We start from the raw sequence: 19,198 nt of genomic DNA, 5'->3' as shown, positions 1-19,198 counted from the left end.
GAAATGCTCTCCGAAGATCAATGGGATGGATAAAGATCGCGGTAGGTGGGAACGGCCACGTCGGTGACGCTCACGCCGCCACGCGCGTGATGCAGGGTGACGAGCCTGACCGGCTCGATGCCGTTGCCGGGCGCGCCGTCGCTGGTCACGGCCAACGCCAGCGTATTGCGGCCGCGATGGTGCAGGATGCCCTCGGGGATCGGGAAGACGCGCTGCGGCCCGACATTGGCGACGAACTGGCCCATGTTCCAGCCGTTGACGAAGATCAGCACGCGGTAGCGGCCCGGCGAACGCGGGGTCTTGGCATCGCCGATCTGGAGGCCAATCGTCGCGTCCTCGTTCTTTGGTACGGACAGGTCGAAGGTCGTGCGATACCAGCTGGTCCCCATATAGGGTGTCGCATCCGCCAGCTTCATCGATGACCATGCGCCGTCGGCAAAGTCCGGCAGTGTCCAGCCCATGCGCTCACCGTAAAGGCCGCCATTGTTGCTGGGGCCACGTGCGACATCCCTCAGGTCCTCGCCGCCTGCACGACCCTGGATCTTCCACGCGATCGGTACGGCGAAACTGTCGCCGCTGGCGTCGGCGAGCGAGACAGAGATCAGCCCGCGCGGCTCCTTGTGCGCGTCGTCGACGTCGAGGTCCCAGTTATGGCCGTTCACCCGCACCATCGCGGCCAGCACATGCTCGCCGGGGGTCTGTGCCTCGGGCGGCAGGGCGAATTCGGCGACGCCGGTGGTGATCGGCCGGGGCAGGCCGCCCGCCAGTTCGTGCTGGCCGATGAGTTTCCCGTCGAGGAAGAGTTGCAGCATCCCCGCGCCGCCCGCGCCGTGATGGATCGTCGCGGTCTTCGCCTGCGCAGACCCTTGGAAGCGCCCGCGATACCAGACGTCGCCGTCGTGGAAGCCATAGGCGTCCGCGCCGAGATTGGGCTGGCCGGTCGGCGGGCGGACGGTCGCGACGTTCCGCGCCGAGCCTGCGACGGTCCAGCCGGAATCGTCGAAATCGGGTCGGGTCTCGGGCGATCCCTCGGCATAGCGCCACGTCGCCGCCATCAGATCGGGCAGCGTCAGGCTTTCCGGGGCGGGCAGGGGCCGTTTGGCGATCAGGCTGCGGCTTGCCGAGCGGGTGACGGGCACCGCCTGCCCGTTCCAGCGGATCGACCGGACGGGGCCCCAGACTTCCAGAGGCGCCGCCGTATCCGTATCGCCGGTCAGGTCGAGTGTGCTGCCACGCACGACCGCATGGCGGACCAGCGCCGGGCCGCGTTCGAGCAGGCCGTCCTGCCGGAAGAAGCTCTGCCCCGCCGCGACGTCGCCGATCAGCAGCAGGAGCGGCGGGCGAGCCCCGCCCTCGATCCGTACGCGGGCAAGGCCCTGATGGACATAGGTGAGGCGCAGATCGCCCTTGGCGGGATCGAAGCTGCTCGCGACCTGCCCCTCGATCACCGTCACCTTTGGCGCGCTGGCATAGCGAAGCACCATCTCGCCGGGTTCGCCCGCGCGGCCGTAGAAGAGTGCGACATCCTCCGTGCCGCGGCGGATCGTAGTCTGGAGTTCCGACGAGGCATAGACCAGTCGCTGCCGTTCCAGATTCAACCCCGCGACCAGCAGCTTGGCATCACGGCCATGGAGTTCGCTGGCAAAACTGTAGCGCCCGTCCGGCAGGTCGGCAGTGATGGTGAAGCGTGCGTCGCCGGTCGCGTTGGACGGCTTGGGCGCGACGAAGAGCAGGCGCATGTCGGTGTCGGGATTGCGGTCGTGATAAACCTGCACCGCGTCGCTCCCCGCGATGGTGACGGGCGGGGCTTTCTCCAGCCGGGCGAGATCGGGTACGGCGGCGAGGAACTGGCCGATCTGCTTCAGCTCCAGCGCCTTGGGCCGCAGGTTGCGCGCCTCGTCGATCGCCGAGCCGTAATCATAGGAGGTGTAGACCACAGGCGCGGGCAGCCAGCCCCAGCTGGTGCCGCCATAGCCCATATAGATGCTCTGGATCGCGATGCCGTTGGCGATGTTGGTGCCGTAGAAGACACGCTGATAGCCGCTGCCGCGCTGGATTGCGTTGCACGGATACATGCCGTTCGACCCCCAATAGTCGAACCAGCCTCCACCGAATTCGGCGAGGAAGCCGGGCGTCTTGGGTGAGGCACTGGCCCCGCCCTTCGCGCCGCCGGGACCGTACAGGCCCCAGTCGGGGGCGGGGGCGCCTTTCGTGGGCTTGTTGTCGACGCCGCAGACGCCGCCGGGATAACCGTCGAAGGCGTACAGTTCCTGCGGCCCCGGTACGGTCAGGGACACGTCTGAGCTTTTCGGCACCCAATATCCGTTGCGGCCCTGATCGTTGTGGAACATCGGCACGGTGATGCCGTCGGCGCGCGCCTTGTCGTACAGGTGCTGCATGTAGCGGCTCTGCGACGGTGTGGTCAGCGCCAGTTCGTTCTCGATCTGGTGGAGGATGATCGTGCCGCCACGTCCCAGCTGGTGCTTGGCGATGATCGGGTTGATATGGCTCAGCCACTCATCGACGGCGGCCAGATATTCAGGATCGTCGGTGCGCGCCTTGCCCGGCTGGTTGACCAGCCAGCCCGGAAAGCCGCCGCGCGACAGTTCCGCGTTCACATACGGCCCGGCGCGGGTGATGACGTAGAGCCCTTCCTCCTGCGCCATGGTCAGCAGCCGGTCGATGTCGCGGATGCCGCTGAAGTCGTACACGCCCTTTTTCGGACTGTGGAATCCCCAGTCGATATAGATGGCCACGGTGTTGAACCCGCTCGCCTTCATCTTCTGCAATATGTCGCGCCACAGATCGGGCGAGGGCAGGCGGAAGGGGTGGAACTCGCTCGACCAGATCAGCGTCGGCTTGCCGTCAATGCGTAGCGAATAGCGGTCGAACGTGACACGCTGGGGCGGCGGCGCTGCCTGCGCCGTACCCGTGCTCGCCAGCAACAGGGCGGCGATCACGCTCATGGCAGGTAGAACATCGGCGTCAGCGGGGCTTCAACCGGGCGGTTGTCGGGGCGGACCTCCATCAGGTCGGCCATATAATCCCACCAGCGCTGCATGACCGGCTGGCCCGGCAACGTGTCGCGGGTATCGTTGGGATGGAGGCGCAGGACGGCGAACAGCGCGTTCGTCTCCTCGTCGAGGAAGATCGAATAGTCGTAAATGCCCGCCTCGCGCAGTGCCTCGGCCAGGTCGGGCCAGATGGCGTCGTGGCGGCGGCGATATTCCTCTGCCATGCCGGGCTTCAACATCATGCGAAAGGCGATGGGCTGGGTCATGAGTCGTCTCCGGGGATGTTGAGGCCATGGCGGTGCGCGAAGGTGGCAAAACGCGCCAGCCAGGGATGGGCACGGCCGTCCGCCTCGATCAGGCGCGGGCCGTGGCCGCCGGTCTCGACGATGTGGAGTTCGGCGGGGCGGGGCAGGGCGTGGACCGCCTGGAACATCGCGATGCTGTTGGCGACGGGCACGACCGGATCGTCGGCGGCATGGCCGAGAAAGGTCGGCGGCATATCGGCGGGCAGGTTCAATTCGGCCGAATAGCGCGCCGCCTTAGCCGCATCGGCATCGCGCCCGAGCAGCTCGCGCTTCGATTGGCCGTGCGCGAACTCTTGCGTCATGGTGATGACCGGGAAGAGCAGGCCGACCGTCCTGATCGTCGTCGGCTGGCGGTCCGCCGCGTCGACGGGCTCATAGGTTTTGAGCGCCGACCGTGCGGCGAGGCGCGCGGCGAGATGCCCGCCAGCCGAAAAGCCCATCGCGGCGATATTGGTCGGATCGATGCCCCACTCGCTCGCACGCGCGCGGATCACGCGCAGAGCACGCTGGGCATCCTGCAGGGGCGCGTCCGGACCCGCCGCCCAATCGTCATGCGGCAGGCGATAGAGCAGGTCGAAGGCGGTGACTCCCAGGCTGGCGAACCAGCGCGCGACCGGCGACGGTTCGCGGCCCAGCGCGACGCGGGCATAGCCACCGCCGGGGATCAGCAGCACCGCCGCACCGGTCGGCTTGGGTGCCGGGCAGACGGTCAGCATCGGCGTCGCGATATGTGGCCAGGCGATATTGTCGGCCGGGCCGTTCGGCGCGCGCAGCACGAACGCGTCGACCACTGGCGGATTGGGCATACCTGGCGGCGTCGCGGGCCAGATTGGGAAGCGGCTCACCGCAGGCGTGGCGGCCATCGCCACGCGAGGCGTCGCGGCGAGCGACAGTCCGGCGGCGATCAGGGTGCGGCGATCGAGTATCATCGTCAGTTCCCCGCGGGTCTTTCGCTGCTGTGCATCGTGCTAGCCGCCAGGCGGAAGTTTTCCGGTGCGGGCGGCTGGCCCGGGTCGAAGGGGGACAGGTCGCTTCGCACGAAGCGCGCAAGTGAGGGTAATGCCCGCATCCGCTCGGCGATGTCGCGGGCCAGCACCCACGCGCCGTAATTGTCGTGATGCGTCACGTCGCGCCCGTTGTCGTTGAAAGCCAGCGGCGCGTGATCCTTGCCCAAGGCCTCGTAGAAGAGGATCGAGTCCGCGTTCAGGTCGATCACCGGCACATGCTCCTCGGCGCCGACCGCGCGAACGGCGGCGGGATAGTCGCCCAGCGTAGGCCGGATATGTCCGTCTGCCGTCCATTGCCGCCGCTCGGGCGAGGTGATCAGGATCGGCGTCACCCCGCGCCGCCGCAGCTCGGCGATATAGGTGCGCAGATAGTCGCGATAGGTGGTCGCCGCGTCGGCGTAGGTCTGCGGCCATTGCACCTTCTGGTCGTTATGGCCGAACTGGATCATGGCGATGTCGCCCGGCTTCGCGCTCGCCAGCACCTTGTCCAGCCGCAGCTCCGTCAGGAAGGATTTCAACGTCTCGCCCGATTCCGCATGGTTGGCGACAGCCACGGTCGGCGCGAGAAAGACGGGCAGCATCTGCCCCCAGCTCGCCGCCGGTTCGGCGGGCTGGTCGGTGACGGTAGAGTCGCCCAGCAAGAACAGGGTGGGCACCTCGACGGGCGCGATCGACACGGTACGCAGGCCGGGCGCGGTGCCCAGGATTTCGAGCGTCAGCCGGTCGTCCCAGTTGAACGACCCGACCTCGCGCGGCTTCAGGCGCACGGCGCTGCCGCCCGGCGCATTGGCAGGGGGCGCAGTCAGTTGCGGGTCGCGGACATTCACGAGGAAGCGGCGCGTCACGATCTGGCCCGGCCGGGTGCGGATCGCGTCCAGCATCAGGCGGCGATTCTCCGCCTTGATCGTCGTGTCGGTGGCGCGCTTCGGATCGCCCAGCGTCACCGTCACCTCATAATTGCCGGGCGACACCGCGACCGAGAAAAAATGGGGATCGGCTTCATAGCCATAGTTGTGATCGAAGCGATGGTCCCGCGCCACGGCGACGGCGTCCGCTTCCCGAACGTTCGCCGCCAGCACGAAATGACGGACGGGCGACGGAGGCTGGGCCGCAGCGATGTTCGCCATGCCCAGCACCGTCACCGCGATCAGCCGGCGCATGACGGCCCGCCCGCAGGCGTCGTCCGGGTCAGAGCCGGGCGATCCTTCAGGATATGCCGCGCGATCGGCAGATGCGTCTTCGCAAGCCCGCCCGCGATCAGGTCGGCGATCCTTCGCGCGCCCAGTTCGCTGAAATGCGTGTCGTCATCGACCGCTTCGGTATAGCCGGGCAGCCCTTCGCCCTTGGCATAATGGAGATAATAGATGCGCGAGCCGTCCGGGCCGATGCCGTCGATCCAGCGCTCTGACAACTGGGCCAGGTCGATCAGCGGCACATGCTCTTGCTCGGCCACGCGTTTGGCGGCCTCCGAATAGGTCGGGAAGCTCGGCACGACGTGCCCGTCCTTGAAGGCGCGGCGGGTCACCGGGGTCAGCAGCACCGGCTTCGCCCCGGCGGCACGAGCGACCGCGATGAAGCGCTTGAGATTCGCCTCATAGTCGGGGATCGGGGTGTAGCGTTCGGGTTTGGCCTGATTGGCGTCGTTATGGCCGAACTGGATCAGCAGCGTGTCGCCCGGCTTCAGGTCCTGGGCGATGGCGTCCAGTCGCCCCTCCGCCATGAAGCTCTTTGTGCTGCGCCCGCCGATCGCGCGATTGACGACCGTGACCTCCGGCCCGACGGCGCAGCGGAGCATCGAACCCCAGCCGGACAGCGGATATTTATCCGGCCGATAATCCTGCGCGGTCGAGTCGCTGGCAATGAAGATGCGGGCGGGGGGCATCGCGCGAGGGGGCGTTCCGGCGAGCAGGAACGGCAGAGCGGCGACCAACAGTCCGACAGCCGCCCGATGACGCTTCGCCATGCACCCGCTCCCTTGTCATGCCTTGCGAGCCCGTTGCTGGCCCGCTTTCCCGAACTATGAGAGAAAATCCCACATAGTGCAAGACAAGTTTGTTATCTGGAATGGATTTACCGGCCCTCTTTTTCCCTCCAGCCCAGGTCGCGGCTGATGGCGTGGGCGGTGCCCAGCACCTCGCCGGTCAGCGCGGTCATCCGGTCGTCCGACATATATTGCGCCGCGCTCGATACGCTGATCGCAGCGACGATCCGGCCGCTGGCGTCGCGGATAGGGGCTGCGACGCAGCGTATCTGGTCCTCGTTCTCCTCCAGGTCGAAGGCGCAACCCAGACCGACATAGCCGCGCATCCGTTCGAGCCAGATCGCATAATCGGGAGCTTTCGGATCACCGCCGCGCTCCTCCTCGAACCGCTGACCCCACGCCCGGGCATCGTCGTCGAGCATCAGCGCCTTGCCAAGCCCGGTGGACGTCATCGGCTGGCGGTCGCCGACCCGGCTGGAGATGTCGACCCGGCGGCGACCAGGGATCTTGTCGAGATACAGCGCCTTGTCGCCGTCGCGTACGCCCAGATGGACGGTATCCTCCGACGCGGCGGCCAGAGCTTCGATGTGGTCGCGGCCGATCTGGACCACGTCTGCCTGCTGCTGTGCCAGGAAACCGAGTTCGAGCAGCTTCGGTCCCAGACGATAACCCTGGCGCGGCGTGAAGATCAGGAAGCGCCGGTCGATCAACGCGCTCGCCAGTCGGTGCGTCGTGCTGCGCGTCAGGCCCAGTCGCTCGGCCAGCTCGGCCAGTGCGATGGGGCGATCGGCAACCTCGTCGATCAGGTCGAGACCGCGCAGCAGCGTCTGGCTGCCGGTCGGCCCCTTGGTCTCGCCGGATTCGGCTTTGGCGGTCTTGGCGGATGCAGGCATCGGAAAGGCTCTCCAGGCGCGCCACAGTGTCTGCGTACGCGTACCATATTGTGGGAGTATTTGCCCAAGCGGGGTGCCGCTGTCGAGAACAAAGCGCGCCGATGCCGTGCTATTGTGGCCAGAATGGCGCATCCTGTGCACTCGCCTGGGTCACCCGGTCGAGAATGATCGCCGCGCGCGCGTCCAGTCCTTCATGCGACAGCGCCAGCCCATCGATCCCCAGCCCCTCAACATGCCGCGCCCATAGTCCCCAGGCGGGCAGGGGACCGAACATGCTCGGCTCCGGATAGGCGTCGGGACGTTCCTCGGGCACCCGCGCGGAATCCTCGGACGTGCCGCCGCCGCGGTAATGGAGGCTCAGGCGTGCGAGCGTCACATCGCAAATCGGGTGGTGCTGCAGTCCAGCGATGATCAGCGGGTAAGGATGATCGATGCCGGTCGCCTGGATATCGCTCAGGGTGATATCCCGCATCGCGCCCACGCCCGTCCCTTCCGGCCCACGCCCGCGATGCCCCAGGCGGATGAAAATCGGGGCGCTGGTCACGTCGGCCATGGACAGCCGCCGCGCCGTAACCCCTTCCATGATACCGCCATCGACCGTTTCCAGCGCCAGTCCCCGGCTACGCTCGAAGCGGCAATCCTCGATCAGGATGTCGCGAAATCCGCCATTGCTCTCGGTGCCGATCTTGATCCGGCCGGTGGGGCCGTCCCGGTCGGGCGCGAGCCGCTGAGTCGTGCCGAATCGCCCGTCCAGCATCGTGCCGCGGTCATAGCCTGACACGGTGCAGTCGCGTATGACGATATTCTCGACATCGATCGGGTGGCCCATGGCCAGGCTGCTCTTTATGACGATGGCGTCGTCATTGGGCGTGTTGACCCGGCAGTGCGTCACGGTCGCGTGACGCACACCATCCAGGTCGATACCGTCGCGTTCGGCATCGATGGTCAGCCTGTCCAGCGCAACACGCGTGCAGCCGGTGAGCAGGACGGCGATATGTCCGCCACGGTCTATGGTCAGCCGCTCGATCGTGACGCCGTGGCAGTCGCGCAGGCCGATCGCCTTGTTGCCTTGCCCGCGCATCGCCTGAAACCCCGGCTCCAGCGCGGCGATGGCGGCGGGGCTCATATAGTGCATCGACAGCGGATGTTCGCCCCGTTGCGCATGCCAGCGCGATCCCGGACCGTTGCGGGTCAGGCCGCATCCCTCGATCCGACCCGGCCCGGCGATGGCGATGTCGTGCAGCCCGTCGCCCCAGATCAGGCTGTTATGCCAATGGCTGTGTCCGAAATCCTGATAGAGTTGGTCGCCGCGCGGTTCGGGATCGTCATAGCGCCCGGCGTGGCGCGCCGGATCGGCGGCCTCGATCACCGCGTTCTCGGCCAGCCATAACGCGACGCCGCTCGCCAGCCGGATCGAGAAGCAGAGATAGCGTCCGGCGGGCACGAGCACCGTCCCGCCGCCGGTGCGGGCGACATGGGTGATGGCGCGGTTGATCGCGTGGTGTTCCAGCGTTCGCCCGTCGCCGCGGGCGCCGAGTTGCACCACGTCGACCGATTGCCGGGCATGAACCGGCGCGATCAGGCGCATGGTCAGGGGCGAGCCTTGGCGACCTCGACGGCATAGACCTGCTGCTCGCCTTGCATGTTGGAACGGAAGACCAGCCATTTGCCGTCCGGCGTGAAGTTCGCGTTGGGTTCCAGCCGGTAATCCTGGGCAGCCATGTTGACGAGCTTCTCCGCCTCGAACACGCCGGGCTGGACCAGCGTATCGGCATCGGGCGCACGGATGCCGGCGACATCGGGAATGGCGCGTGGGCGGAACAGATAGAGCCATTTGCCGTCGGACGCATGGGCGACCATCTCGCGGTCGCCGCCATCGCCGGAGAATAGCTTGCCATCGGGCGAGCTATGGAAATGCACCGACCACTCGTTGCGGTTCAGGTGATAGCGGGTCCGCTTGCCCGTCGCGATGTCATAGCCCGCGACCCAGAAATCCTCGCCGCGCGGGGTTTGCAGGTCGTACCAGACGGTCCGCCCGTCATGGTAGAACCACTCATGCCCGGCAATCTCCATGTTCATGGTGCGGGTATGGATCTTGCGGGGCACGTCGCCCGGCCGGTCGACCCGCATCAGCCAGAGCCGGTCGACCTTGTGCCACGGTCCTTCGTGACAGAACATCAGCAGGCCGGGATCGGTCGGCGAGAATTGCAGATGGTTGAGCCAGTCGGTCGCGCGGTGGACGATGCGCTTCGCACCGGTGCGCGTGTCGATGACGAACATTGCCATCGGCACGCGCGCCTCCAGCCGCTCGTTCATCCGCACTTCCTTGGCCTCGGCATAGCTCAGCGGCTTTCCGTCCGGCCCGGTCGCGCGGTAATCAGCCTGGTCGTAGCGGGCGTCCTTCTTGGCGAAGAGCGCCAGCGTGTCGGACGAGGCGGCGGGATCGGTCTCGACCCCGCCCAGCAGCGTCTCGTCGGCGTTGATCGTCTGGATATCGCCCTGTGCGATGCTGGCGATCTCGCGGGTCTTGCCGCTGTCGATATCGGCGGCCCAGATCGTCTTGGCGCCTTGTCCGTCCGCGCTTTGCGTCTGGTAATAGGCGGTGCGGGTGCGATGCCCCGTGAAGAGCAGGCGGAACGGCCCCGTAATCGGCACGACGGTTTTCAGCGCACGGGTCTTCAGATCGACCGAGGCGATGCCCTTCGGTGTCGAGAGCAGCAGCTTGTCGCCCTGCGGGGTATAGCCGTTGAAGTTGAAATAGAGGCTGGCGCTGCCCGGTTCGTGCGACAGACGGACGATGCGGTGGCCGGTGTCGGGGTCGATCCACTCACGCAGAGGCACCGTATCCGCCGCACGCACGACGGACGGAGCGGCGAACGTCAGCAGCAGGGCAGCGCACAGCCTCATTGGAGGTTCACGAATGCGCCGCCATCGACCAGCAGCGCCGCGCCGGTGACATAGCGCGCCATGTCGGAGGAGAGGAAGACGGCGGGCCCCGCCATATCCTCCGGCACGCCCAGCCGCCCCAGCGGTACGCGGCCCTCCATATATTTGCGCTTGGCCTCGTCGGCGAGGTCGTCCTTGTTGATCTCGGTCAGGATGGTGCCGGGCAGCAGCGAGTTGCAGCGGATATTATGCCGCCCCAACGCGATGGCGGCCGACTGCATCAGCGAATGCAAGCCGGCCTTGGTCGGGGTATAATGCGTCTGGAACTCGCCACCGACCAGCGCCGAAATGGAAGAGACCGCGATGATCGACCCGCCATGACCCTGCTCGACCATCTGCCGCGCCGCCGCCTGGCACATATAATAGCCGCCATGCAGGTTGACTCGCATCGTCCGCTCGAACGTCTCGACGGGCATGTCGAGGAAGCTGTGGAAGGGGCAGATGCCCGCGTTCGACACCATCACATCGACCTTGCCGAACGCCGCGACCGCGCGCGCGATGAAATCGGTCGCGGTGGCCGGGTCGGCGACATCGCCCTGAATGGCGACCGCGCGGCGCCCATGCGCCTCGATCCCCGCCACGCACTGGGCGGCGCCATCCGAGTCGCGGGCATAGTTGATCGCGACATCCGCGCCATGTTCGGCCGCACCAATGGCGATCGCCCGACCGATGCCCGTCGAAGCGCCGGTGACGACGACGGTTTTTCCTTCCAGCAGCTTCACGGCCTTGCTCCTCATCCTGTCCGTCTGCTCACTTCGCCCATCGGTTTTTGCAAAACAACCGATTGACCTTCAGAGTCTCAACAATTAGCATACTATTCCATAAAGTGAGAAAGTAAAGCCGGGAGGATCGGATGTGGGGCGGTTGCCAAGGGACGCGGGCCAGCGAGGGCGGGCGATGAGCCTGTCGCGGATCAAGCATGTCCGTGCCTTTGTCGCACGCGGGGCGGGCGCGGATTATCACGATCAGGGCGCGGGCCACTGGATCGACGACCACATCGCCACGCCGATGAGCCGCTATCCCGAATATCGCCAGTCGCGGCAGAGCTTCGGCATCAACGTGCTGGGAACGCTGGTGGTCGAGATCGAGGCGGAGGACGGCACGATCGGCTTTGCGGTCACCACCGGGGGCGAGCCTGCCGCCTATATCGTCGAGAAGCATCTTGCCCGCTTCCTCGAAGGCCGCTCGCCCGTCGAGGTAGAGAAAATCTGGGACCAGATGTATTTCTCGACCCAATATTATGGCCGCAAGGGTCTGGTGGTGAACGCCATTTCCGGCGTCGACCTGGCGCTGTGGGATCTGCTCGGCAAGCTGCGCGGTGAGCCGGTCTATCACATGCTCGGCGGCGCGGTGCGCGACGAACTGCAATTCTACGCCACCGGCGCGCGGCCCGATGTCGCCAAGGAACTGGGCTTCATCGGCGGCAAGCTGCCGCTCCATCATGGTCCCGCCGAGGGCTTAGAGGGGATGGAGAAGAACATCGCGCTGCTCGCCGACATGCGCGGCAAGTGCGGCGACGATTTCTGGCTGATGTACGATTGCTGGATGTCGCTCGATCTCGACTACGCCACCCGCCTCGCGCACCGCGCGTGGAACGAGTGCGGGCTGAAGTGGATCGAGGAGGCGCTGAGCCCGGACGACTATTGGGCCTATGCGGAGCTTCGGAAGAAGGCGCCACCGGGCCTGCTCGTCACCACCGGCGAGCATGAGGCGACCCGCTGGGGCTTTCGGATGCTGATCGACATGGGCTGCTGCGACATCATCCAGCCCGATGTGGGCTGGTGCGGCGGCGTGACCGAACTGATCAAAATCGCCAATTATGCCGACAGCCGGGGGGTGATGATGATCCCGCACGGATCCTCGGTGTATAGCTACCATTTCGTCATCACCCGCCACAATTCGCCCTTCGCCGAATTCCTGATGATGCACCCCGGACCCACCGAGGTCGTGCCGATGTTCGCGCCGCAGCTGCTCGGCGAGCCGGTGCCGCAGAACGGCCGCATCCGCGCGAGCGCGCTCGACAAGCCCGGCTTCGGCGTCGAGCTGAACGCCGACGTGCCGCTCCACCGCCCTTACACCCATTGAGGATGTTCGCATGAAACTCTGTCGTTATGGACAAAAGGGCATGGAGAAGCCCGGTCTGATCGATGCTCACGGTCGCATCCGCGATTTGTCGGGCGTGATTGACGATGTCACCCCCGCCACCGTCACGCCCGAGGCGCTGGGTCGCCTGCGGAACATCGATCCCGAAACCCTGCCGCTGGTTGAGGGCGAGCCGCGTTACGGCGTGCCGGTCGCCGGGATCGGCAAGTTCATCGCGATCGGCCTGAACTATGCCGACCACGCGGCGGAATCCGGGCTGCCGGTGCCGCCCGAACCGATCTTCTTCACCAAGGCGATATCGTGCCTGACCGGCCCCAACGACCCGGTCATGATCCCGAAGGACGCCGAGAAGACCGACTGGGAGGTCGAGCTTGGCGTCGTGATCGGCAAGACCTGTCGCTATGTCGAACAGGCCGACGCGCTGGATCATGTGGCGGGCTATGTTCTCGCCAATGACGTGTCCGAGCGCGCCTATCAGAAGGAACTGGGCAGCCAGTGGGATAAGGGGAAGGGGTGTGACACGTTCGGACCCGTCGGCCCGTGGCTGGTCACGCCGGACGAGGTCGGCGACTGTCAGGAACTCGACATGTTCCTCGACGTCAACGGGCGGCGGATGCAGACCGGCAATACCAGGACGATGATCTTCCCGGTCGCGGAGTGCATCGCCTATGTCAGCCGTTTCATCACGCTGCATCCCGGCGATCTGCTGATTACCGGCACCCCGCCCGGCGTGGGCGAGGGGCAGAAGCCCGACAAGATCTTCCTGAAGGCAGGTGACACGATGCACCTTGGCATCGCGAAGCTGGGCGAACAGCGCCAGACCTGCGTCCCCTTCTCGCTGGAACTGCCCCGGTGACCGTCTTCGGGGGGCGCTTCGCGGGGCGGTCCGCGATCGTGACGGGGGCGGCCTCGGGCCTGGGCTGCGAGGTCGCGCGACGCATCGTCGCCGAGGGCGGTTCGGTCGCGCTCTGGGACGTCGATGGCGAAAAGCTGGAGGCGGCGGCGAAGGCTATCGGTGCGACCCACTGGGACGCCTTCGACATCTCGGACCTCGATGCGGTCGAGCGAGCGACCGCCGCGAGCGTGGCGGCACTGGGCAAAGTTGATATCCTGATCTGCTCGGCGGGAATCACCGGCGCGACGGCCAGCGTCCAGGACTATCCACTCGACAGCTGGCAGCGGGTCGTGGAGATCAACCTGAACGGCGTCTTCTATTGCTGTCGTTCGGTCGTCACGCATTTGATGGCGAACGGTTACGGCCGGATCGTCAACGTCGCCTCGGTCGCGGGCAAGGAGGGCAATCCCAATGCTTCGGCCTACTCGGCGACCAAGGCGGGGGTGATCGGCTTCACCAAGTCGCTGGGCAAGGAACTGGCGGGCAAGGGTGTCATCGCCAATGCGATCACCCCGGCGACCTTCGAGAGCCCGATCTTGGCGCAACTGCCCCAGAGCCAGGTCGATTATATGCGGAGCAAGATCCCGATGGGGCGGCTGGGCGAGGTGAGCGAGACGGCGGCGATGGTCTGCTTCATGGCGTCGGAGGAGTGCAGCTTCACCACCGCCTCGACCTTCGACACGTCGGGTGGGCGGACGACCTATTGATGATCCCGTTCGTCGACGCGCATATCCATCTGTGGGATCTGGGGCGGCTGCGTTATCCGTGGCTGACGCCGCCCTTTGCCGATGACTGGCCGAACGGCTCGGTTGAGGCCATCGCGCGCACCTATCTGCCCGCCGATTACCGGGCGGAGATGGCGCGGTGGCATGTCGTCGGCGCGGTCCATGTCGATGCTGGGGCGCATCCGAGCGATGCGCTGGCCGAGACCGAGTGGCTGGAGGGTTTGGCCAAGGCGGAGGGGCTGCCGAGCGCGATCGTCGCCTTCGCCGCGCTGGACGATCCCAATCTCGACGCCACGCTGGCGGCGCATGTCCGGCATCCGCGTGTGCGGGGCATCCGGCATATCGTCAACTGGCATGCCGATCCGCAGCGCAGCTATACTCCGCGTGACGTGACACGGGACGATAGGTGGCAGCGGGGCTTCGCGAAGCTGGCGGAGCATGGCCTGTCCTTCGACCTGCAATGTTATCCGGGGCAGATGCCCGCGCTCGCCGAAGTGATTGCACGCCATCCGGATATTCCGGTCATCGTCAACCATGCGGGCATGGCGGTGCTGAGCGATCCCGATGGGGCGGCCGAGTGGCGCCGGGGATTGGCCGCGCTGGCCTGGCATCGTCACGTATCGGTCAAGCTGTCGGGCTTCGGCTTCGCCCGGCGTGACTGGACGCCGGGCTTCGTGCGCGACACAGTCCGCACCGTGATCGACCTGTTCGGCACGGAGCGTGCGATGTTCGCCAGCGACCTGCCGACCGACCGGCTGTTCGGCGGCATCGACGCGCAGATGGAGGCCTGTCATGCCGCCGTCGCGGATTTCACCGAAGAGGATCGCCGCGCGCTGTTCGGTCGCAATGCCGACCGTATCTATCGCATCGGGCTGGGCTGCTGACCGCCTTGGCCTGCAAGACATGAGAATTTGGGAGTGAACCGCATGTACGATCGCACTTATTACGCCACCCACCCGGACATGATGGAGTGCGTCTCCAATGACGAGCTGCGCGACCGTTATCTGATCCCCGGCCTGTTCCGCACCGGCGAGTGCGTCCTGAACTATACCCATGCCGAGCGCTTCGTGATCGGCGGCGTCGCGGTGGGCGACGCGGCCGTCAAGCTGCCTGACCAGACCGAGCCCAAGTCCGCGGCAGGGCACCCATTCCTGGAACGCCGCGAGCTGGCGATCGTCAATGTCGGCACCGTCGAGGGCCGGGTGACGGTGGACGGCGAGGTCTTCACGCTGGGTAACAAGGACTGCCTCTATGTGACGATGGGTGCGCGGGAAGTCCTGTTCGAAGGGCAGGGCGCACGTTTCTACCTCGCCTCGTGCCCGGCGCATAAGGCGTTCCAGACCCGCAAGCTGGGCATCGCCGACGCCAATGCGCTCGAGCGTGGCAGCCTGGAGGAATCGAACGAGCGCACCATCTATCAGCTTGTCATTCCGGGCGTCTGCGACAGCGCGCAGCTGGTGATGGGCCTGACCGTGTTGAAGCCGGGCAGCGTATGGAACACCATGCCCCCGCACATCCATGAGCGGCGCAGCGAAATCTATTTCTACTTCGAGCTCGACAATCTCGAGAGCGACCGCGTCATGCACTTCATGGGCGAGGGCGAGGCGACCCGGCATCTGGTGGTGAAGAACGAGGAAGCGGTGATCTCGCCGCCCTGGTCGATCCATATGGGCGCGGGGACCAAGGCCTATGCTTTTATCTGGGCGATGGCGGGCGAGAACCAGGATTATACCGACATGAACGTGCTCGACATCTGTCAGCTGGCATGAGCGCGCCTGTGAACCCCTTCGACCTTTCGGGCCGCGTCGCGGTCGTCACCGGGGCCAATACCGGCATCGGCCAGGCGATCGCGGTCGCGCTGGCGGCGGCGGGGGCGGATGTGGCCTGTGTCGGCCGCACACCCGCCGAGGAGACGGTCGAGATGGTCCGGGGCCTTGGCCGCCGGGCGGAGATTGTCACCGCCGATCTGTCGACGATCGAGCCGGTGAATCGAGTCGTCGCGGAGACTCTCGACCGGTTCGGCGGCCTCGACATTCTGGTCAACAATGCCGGTATCATCCGCCGCGCCGACGCGGTCGACTTCACCGAGGAGGACTGGGATGCGGTGGTCGACACCAATCTGAAGTCGGTCTTCTTCCTGTGCCAGGCCGCCGGGCGGCACATGATCGGGCAGGGCGTGGGACGGATCATCAACATCGCGTCCATGCTGACCTTTCAGGGGGGCATCCGCGTGCCGAGCTATACCGCGTCGAAATCGGGCATCGGCGGGCTGACCAAATTGCTCGCCAATGAGTGGGCGAAGCACGGCGTGACGGTCAACGCGATCGCGCCGGGCTATATCGCCACCAACAACACCGCCGCATTGCAGGCCGATCCGGCCCGCAACGGCGCGATCCTGGAGCGTATTCCGGCGGGACGGTGGGGCGATCCGGTCGATCTCGGCGGGGCGGCGGTCTTCTTGGCGTCGGATGCGGCGGCCTATGTCCAAGGGCATATCCTAGCGGTCGACGGAGGTTGGCTAGCCCGCTGAGGGGCTCCGTCAAACCATATGCACCGGCTGGGGCCGTCAAACCAACGTGGCAGGTCGGGCGGGCGGCTGATATTGATGGCGGATGAGCCGGAAATCGAGGGCTTTGCCGCCGAGCCCGTTTCGCCGTTTCAACTCGTCGCCGGAGGTGATCCGGCTGGTGGTGCTGATGTACGTGCGCTTCCCGCTGTCGCTGCGGAATGTGGAAGACCTGTTGTTCGAGCGTGGCATCGACATTTGCCATGAGACGGTGCGGCTGTGGTGGAACAGGTTCGGTCCGCTATTTGCGGGGGACATCCGCCGTGGACGCGTGAGCCGCATGCGAGGCTTTCGGCACTGGCGATGGCATCTCGACGAGATGTACGTGAAAATGAACGGCGAGATGATCTACCTGTGGCGGGCGGTTGATCACGACCGACGGCCTGCGCAGCTACGGCGCGGCCATGGACGAACTGGGTTGGCGTGATCGTCAGGAGATCGGCCGGTGGGCCAACAACCGGGTGGAGAACAGCCACCTGCCGTTCCGATGACGAGAGCGGGCGATGCTACGGTTCAGGCAAATGAAGACGCTACAAAAGTTCGCCTCCGTGCACGCCAACGTCCACAACCACTTCAGCCTGGAACGTCACCTGATCGATCGCCATACTCACCGGAAACGACGCTCCGCTGCGCTGGCGGAGTGGCAGATCCTTGCGAGCTAGGCTGCTACACTTAAAGGCCGAACGGGATCGTATGGAGAGCGGTTCGCGTTAGACTGACAGCGCCCCCCTGAGCCATATGCGAGACGTCCATGCGCCTGATCGCCATCGAAGAACATGTCCTGCCACACACCGTTCGTGACGCCTGGGCGTCAGCGCCGCCCCCACATGACCCTGTATTTGCCATCGCGGACGGAGGTTTGACGGGTGAGCGTCTGGCAGACCTTGGTGAGGGGCGCCTGGCGCTGATGGACGAGCAGGGCGTTGATGTCCAAGTCCTGTCCCTGACCACGCCGGGTCTACACAATCTCGAGCCTAGGCCAGCGGTCGAGTGCGCTCGGCGCGTCAATGATCTGATTGCCGATGCGTGCGCGCGTCATCCAACACGCTTCCAGGGGTTCGCGGCTCTTCCGACCTCCGATCCAGATGCCGCCCCCCGCGAGCTGGAGCGCGCCATGAAAGAGCTTGGTATGAAGGGCGCGTTGCTCTGCGGCCGTACGCGTGATCGGCACCTTGACCATAGGGCGCTGCGACCGATGCTGGCGAAGGCTGCCGAACTGGGCGTTCCTCTATTCATCCATCCTCAAACTCCGGCACCGGAGGTGCGCGCGTCCAATTACTCTGGGATCAGCGAGAGGGCGGATCTCGCGCTCGCCGCCTTTGGTCTTGGCTGGCACTATGAGGCAGGCCTGGAATGGGTTCGACTGGCTGCGGCGGGTGTCTTCGACGAACTGCCGAATTTACAGATCATCCTTGGCCATTGGGGCGAGGTGGTGCTGTTCTACCTCGAGCGAACATCGGCTGTGATGGGCCGGGCCCTTGAGCTTGAGCGATCGCTGTATGAATACGCGCGCAGCAACCTTTACGTCACCGGCAGCGGGATGTGGAGCGAAGCCTATATGCGGCAGTGCCTGGAGATCGTCGGCCCGGGTCGTCTGCTGTTCTCGACCGACTTCCCATACCAGTATCGACCGGGCGGCGAGCCACTTCGCTTCCTCAAGACCGTCGACTTAGACGACACAGCGCGCCGCGGTTTCGCCTTCGCAAATTGGGAGCGTCTGACGGTGGCAAATGCGGCCTAGATTGAAGTCTTGGGCCGTTGATCGTGAGATCGCGGCCTTCGGCTTTCGAGATGAACGAACGGCCGCTTTAGGAAAGTCACTCTCTCGCTTCGAATCTCCGCTTGCGGGTCCTTCTCACCGCGTCGTGCTGGCAGAATATGGTCGATCCTTGGGGTGCGTTGCCCAGGTGGTGTTCGGTTTTGCCTGCATTGTGAAACGCAATTCACCCCCAGCCATGATCTCGTCGTGCCGGAGATAGGCCCTCGTTACGGGTATTCCGTTCAGCATGACCTTCCCGACATAGGGATGCCGGGTGTCCAGTCGATCGGCGATCACGGTCAGCCGCCGCCCGTTGGGCAGGGAAAGGGCAGCCCGATTTACAAAAGGACGGCCGATCACATATTCCATGCTGCCGGGCGTAACAGGGTAAAAGCCTAGCGCAGTAAAGACGAGCCACGCCGACATCTGCCCGAGATCGTCGTTGCCGGACAGCCCGTCGGGCGTCGGGCGATACTGGCTCTCGACGATTTGCTTCAGCCGGGCCTGTGTCCGCCACGGTGCCCCCGCGTAGCTGTACAGATAGGCGACATGGTGGCTGGGTTCGTTGCCGTGGATATACTGACCGATCAGTCCGGCAATATCCTCGGCATGACTATAGTCGAGTTTCGAATTGTCAAACTCGAACATGGCATTCAGTTTGGCGACGGTGACCGCATCGCCGCCTAGCGCGCGGACGAGCGCTGCCTGATCCTGCGGCACGAACCAGCTATATTGCCAGGCATTGCCCTCGGTATAATCCGATCCGTAGTTGATCGCTGTTGGATCGAACGGCGTACGGAACGATCCGTCGCTCTTGCGCGCACGGATGAAGCCGGTGTGGGCATCAAAACTATTGCGCCAGTTGCCTGCACGTTTTTCGAATGTGGCGGCAATGTCTGTACGGCCCATGGCGCGCGCCATCCGTGCGATTGAGTAGCCCCTAGATTTCTGGACGCCTCGGGTCCTAATTTTGAGGACAGGAGGCGACGATGGGGAAACCCAAT

General features: G+C 65.5%; 16 protein-coding genes and 2 pseudogenes. 8 read left to right on the top strand and 10 right to left on the bottom strand.

Translation table 11 applies throughout. The annotated features are described in order from the left end of the window. Positions 1-17: 17 nt before the first annotated feature. The 9 genes from LRP66_RS17150 to LRP66_RS17110 all read right to left on the bottom strand — a co-directional run bounded on the left by LRP66_RS17150 (position 18) and on the right by LRP66_RS17110 (position 10,868). Complete coding sequence (locus LRP66_RS17150; protein ID WP_230483816.1) at positions 18-2,966, bottom strand: beta-galactosidase; 2,949 nt, start codon at positions 2,964-2,966, stop codon at positions 18-20. Then, positions 2,963-3,280 (bottom strand): L-rhamnose mutarotase, encoded by a 318-nt coding sequence (gene rhaM, locus LRP66_RS17145; protein WP_230483815.1) that lies wholly within the window; start codon positions 3,278-3,280, stop codon positions 2,963-2,965. The genes LRP66_RS17150 and rhaM overlap by 4 nt, the downstream gene beginning before the upstream one ends. Further along, positions 3,277-4,248, bottom strand: a complete 972-nt coding sequence (locus LRP66_RS17140) for an alpha/beta hydrolase (RefSeq protein WP_230483814.1) — start codon at positions 4,246-4,248, stop codon at positions 3,277-3,279. The genes rhaM and LRP66_RS17140 overlap by 4 nt, the downstream gene beginning before the upstream one ends. A gap of 2 nt (positions 4,249-4,250) precedes the next feature. Further along, on the bottom strand, positions 4,251-5,486 hold the full coding sequence (locus LRP66_RS17135; RefSeq protein ID WP_230483813.1) for a rhamnogalacturonan acetylesterase: 1,236 nt from the start codon (positions 5,484-5,486) through the stop codon (positions 4,251-4,253). Further along, entirely contained in the window at positions 5,474-6,289 is an 816-nt protein-coding gene (locus LRP66_RS17130; protein ID WP_230483812.1) for a rhamnogalacturonan acetylesterase, read from the bottom strand. Before LRP66_RS17130 ends, LRP66_RS17135 begins: the two co-directional genes overlap by 13 nt. A gap of 107 nt (positions 6,290-6,396) precedes the next feature. Next, the gene (locus tag LRP66_RS17125) at positions 6,397-7,200 is read right to left on the bottom strand and encodes an IclR family transcriptional regulator (RefSeq protein WP_230483811.1); all 804 of its coding nucleotides are present in this window, start codon (positions 7,198-7,200) and stop codon (positions 6,397-6,399) included. Between the two features lie 109 nt (positions 7,201-7,309). Further along, positions 7,310-8,788, bottom strand: a complete 1,479-nt coding sequence (locus LRP66_RS17120) for a rhamnogalacturonidase (protein WP_230483810.1) — start codon at positions 8,786-8,788, stop codon at positions 7,310-7,312. Positions 8,789-8,790: 2 nt separating this feature from the next. Next, positions 8,791-10,107, bottom strand: coding sequence for an oligogalacturonate lyase family protein (locus tag LRP66_RS17115; RefSeq protein WP_230483809.1), 1,317 nt, complete (start codon positions 10,105-10,107; stop codon positions 8,791-8,793). Then, positions 10,104-10,868 (bottom strand): SDR family NAD(P)-dependent oxidoreductase, encoded by a 765-nt coding sequence (locus LRP66_RS17110; RefSeq protein WP_329959300.1) that lies wholly within the window; start codon positions 10,866-10,868, stop codon positions 10,104-10,106. Before LRP66_RS17110 ends, LRP66_RS17115 begins: the two co-directional genes overlap by 4 nt. Positions 10,869-11,043: 175 nt before the next feature. On the opposite strand from LRP66_RS17110, the gene rhmD reads away from it, so the two are divergent. The 8 genes and pseudogenes from rhmD (at position 11,044) to LRP66_RS17070 (ending at position 18,176) form a co-directional block, all read left to right on the top strand. After that, entirely contained in the window at positions 11,044-12,231 is a 1,188-nt protein-coding gene (gene rhmD, locus LRP66_RS17105) for an L-rhamnonate dehydratase (protein ID WP_230483807.1), read from the top strand. A 10-nt stretch (positions 12,232-12,241) separates the two neighbouring features. Beyond that, positions 12,242-13,105, top strand: coding sequence for a fumarylacetoacetate hydrolase family protein (locus tag LRP66_RS17100; RefSeq protein WP_230483806.1), 864 nt, complete (start codon positions 12,242-12,244; stop codon positions 13,103-13,105). Continuing rightward, on the top strand, positions 13,102-13,851 hold the full coding sequence (locus tag LRP66_RS17095; protein WP_230483805.1) for an SDR family NAD(P)-dependent oxidoreductase: 750 nt from the start codon (positions 13,102-13,104) through the stop codon (positions 13,849-13,851). The genes LRP66_RS17100 and LRP66_RS17095 overlap by 4 nt, the downstream gene beginning before the upstream one ends. Beyond that, positions 13,851-14,753 (top strand): amidohydrolase family protein, encoded by a 903-nt coding sequence (locus LRP66_RS17090; protein ID WP_230483804.1) that lies wholly within the window; start codon positions 13,851-13,853, stop codon positions 14,751-14,753. The genes LRP66_RS17095 and LRP66_RS17090 overlap by 1 nt, the downstream gene beginning before the upstream one ends. Before the next feature lie 42 nt (positions 14,754-14,795). Beyond that, positions 14,796-15,638: a 5-dehydro-4-deoxy-D-glucuronate isomerase gene (gene kduI, locus LRP66_RS17085; RefSeq protein ID WP_230483803.1), complete on the top strand. Its 843-nt coding sequence runs from the start codon at positions 14,796-14,798 to the stop codon at positions 15,636-15,638. Beyond that, positions 15,635-16,399: a 2-dehydro-3-deoxy-D-gluconate 5-dehydrogenase KduD gene (gene kduD / locus LRP66_RS17080; protein WP_230483802.1), complete on the top strand. Its 765-nt coding sequence runs from the start codon at positions 15,635-15,637 to the stop codon at positions 16,397-16,399. Before kduI ends, kduD begins: the two co-directional genes overlap by 4 nt. 103 nt (positions 16,400-16,502) lie before the next feature. Then, positions 16,503-17,097, top strand: a pseudogene (locus LRP66_RS17075) (IS6 family transposase). 89 nt (positions 17,098-17,186) lie between these two features. After that, complete coding sequence (locus LRP66_RS17070; protein WP_230483801.1) at positions 17,187-18,176, top strand: amidohydrolase family protein; 990 nt, start codon at positions 17,187-17,189, stop codon at positions 18,174-18,176. Between the two features lie 114 nt (positions 18,177-18,290). Here the strand turns inward: LRP66_RS17070 and LRP66_RS17065 are convergent. Further along, positions 18,291-19,130: pseudogene (locus LRP66_RS17065) on the bottom strand (GH92 family glycosyl hydrolase); the annotation flags it as partial. Between the last annotated feature and the right edge of the window lie 68 nt (positions 19,131-19,198).

The organism is Sphingomonas sp. Leaf21 (genome assembly GCF_916858675.1).
Lineage (GTDB): Bacteria > Pseudomonadota > Alphaproteobacteria > Sphingomonadales > Sphingomonadaceae > Sphingomonas.
The sequence above is the reverse complement of the archived record's forward strand: the minus strand, read 5'-3'. Positions and strand labels throughout refer to the sequence as shown.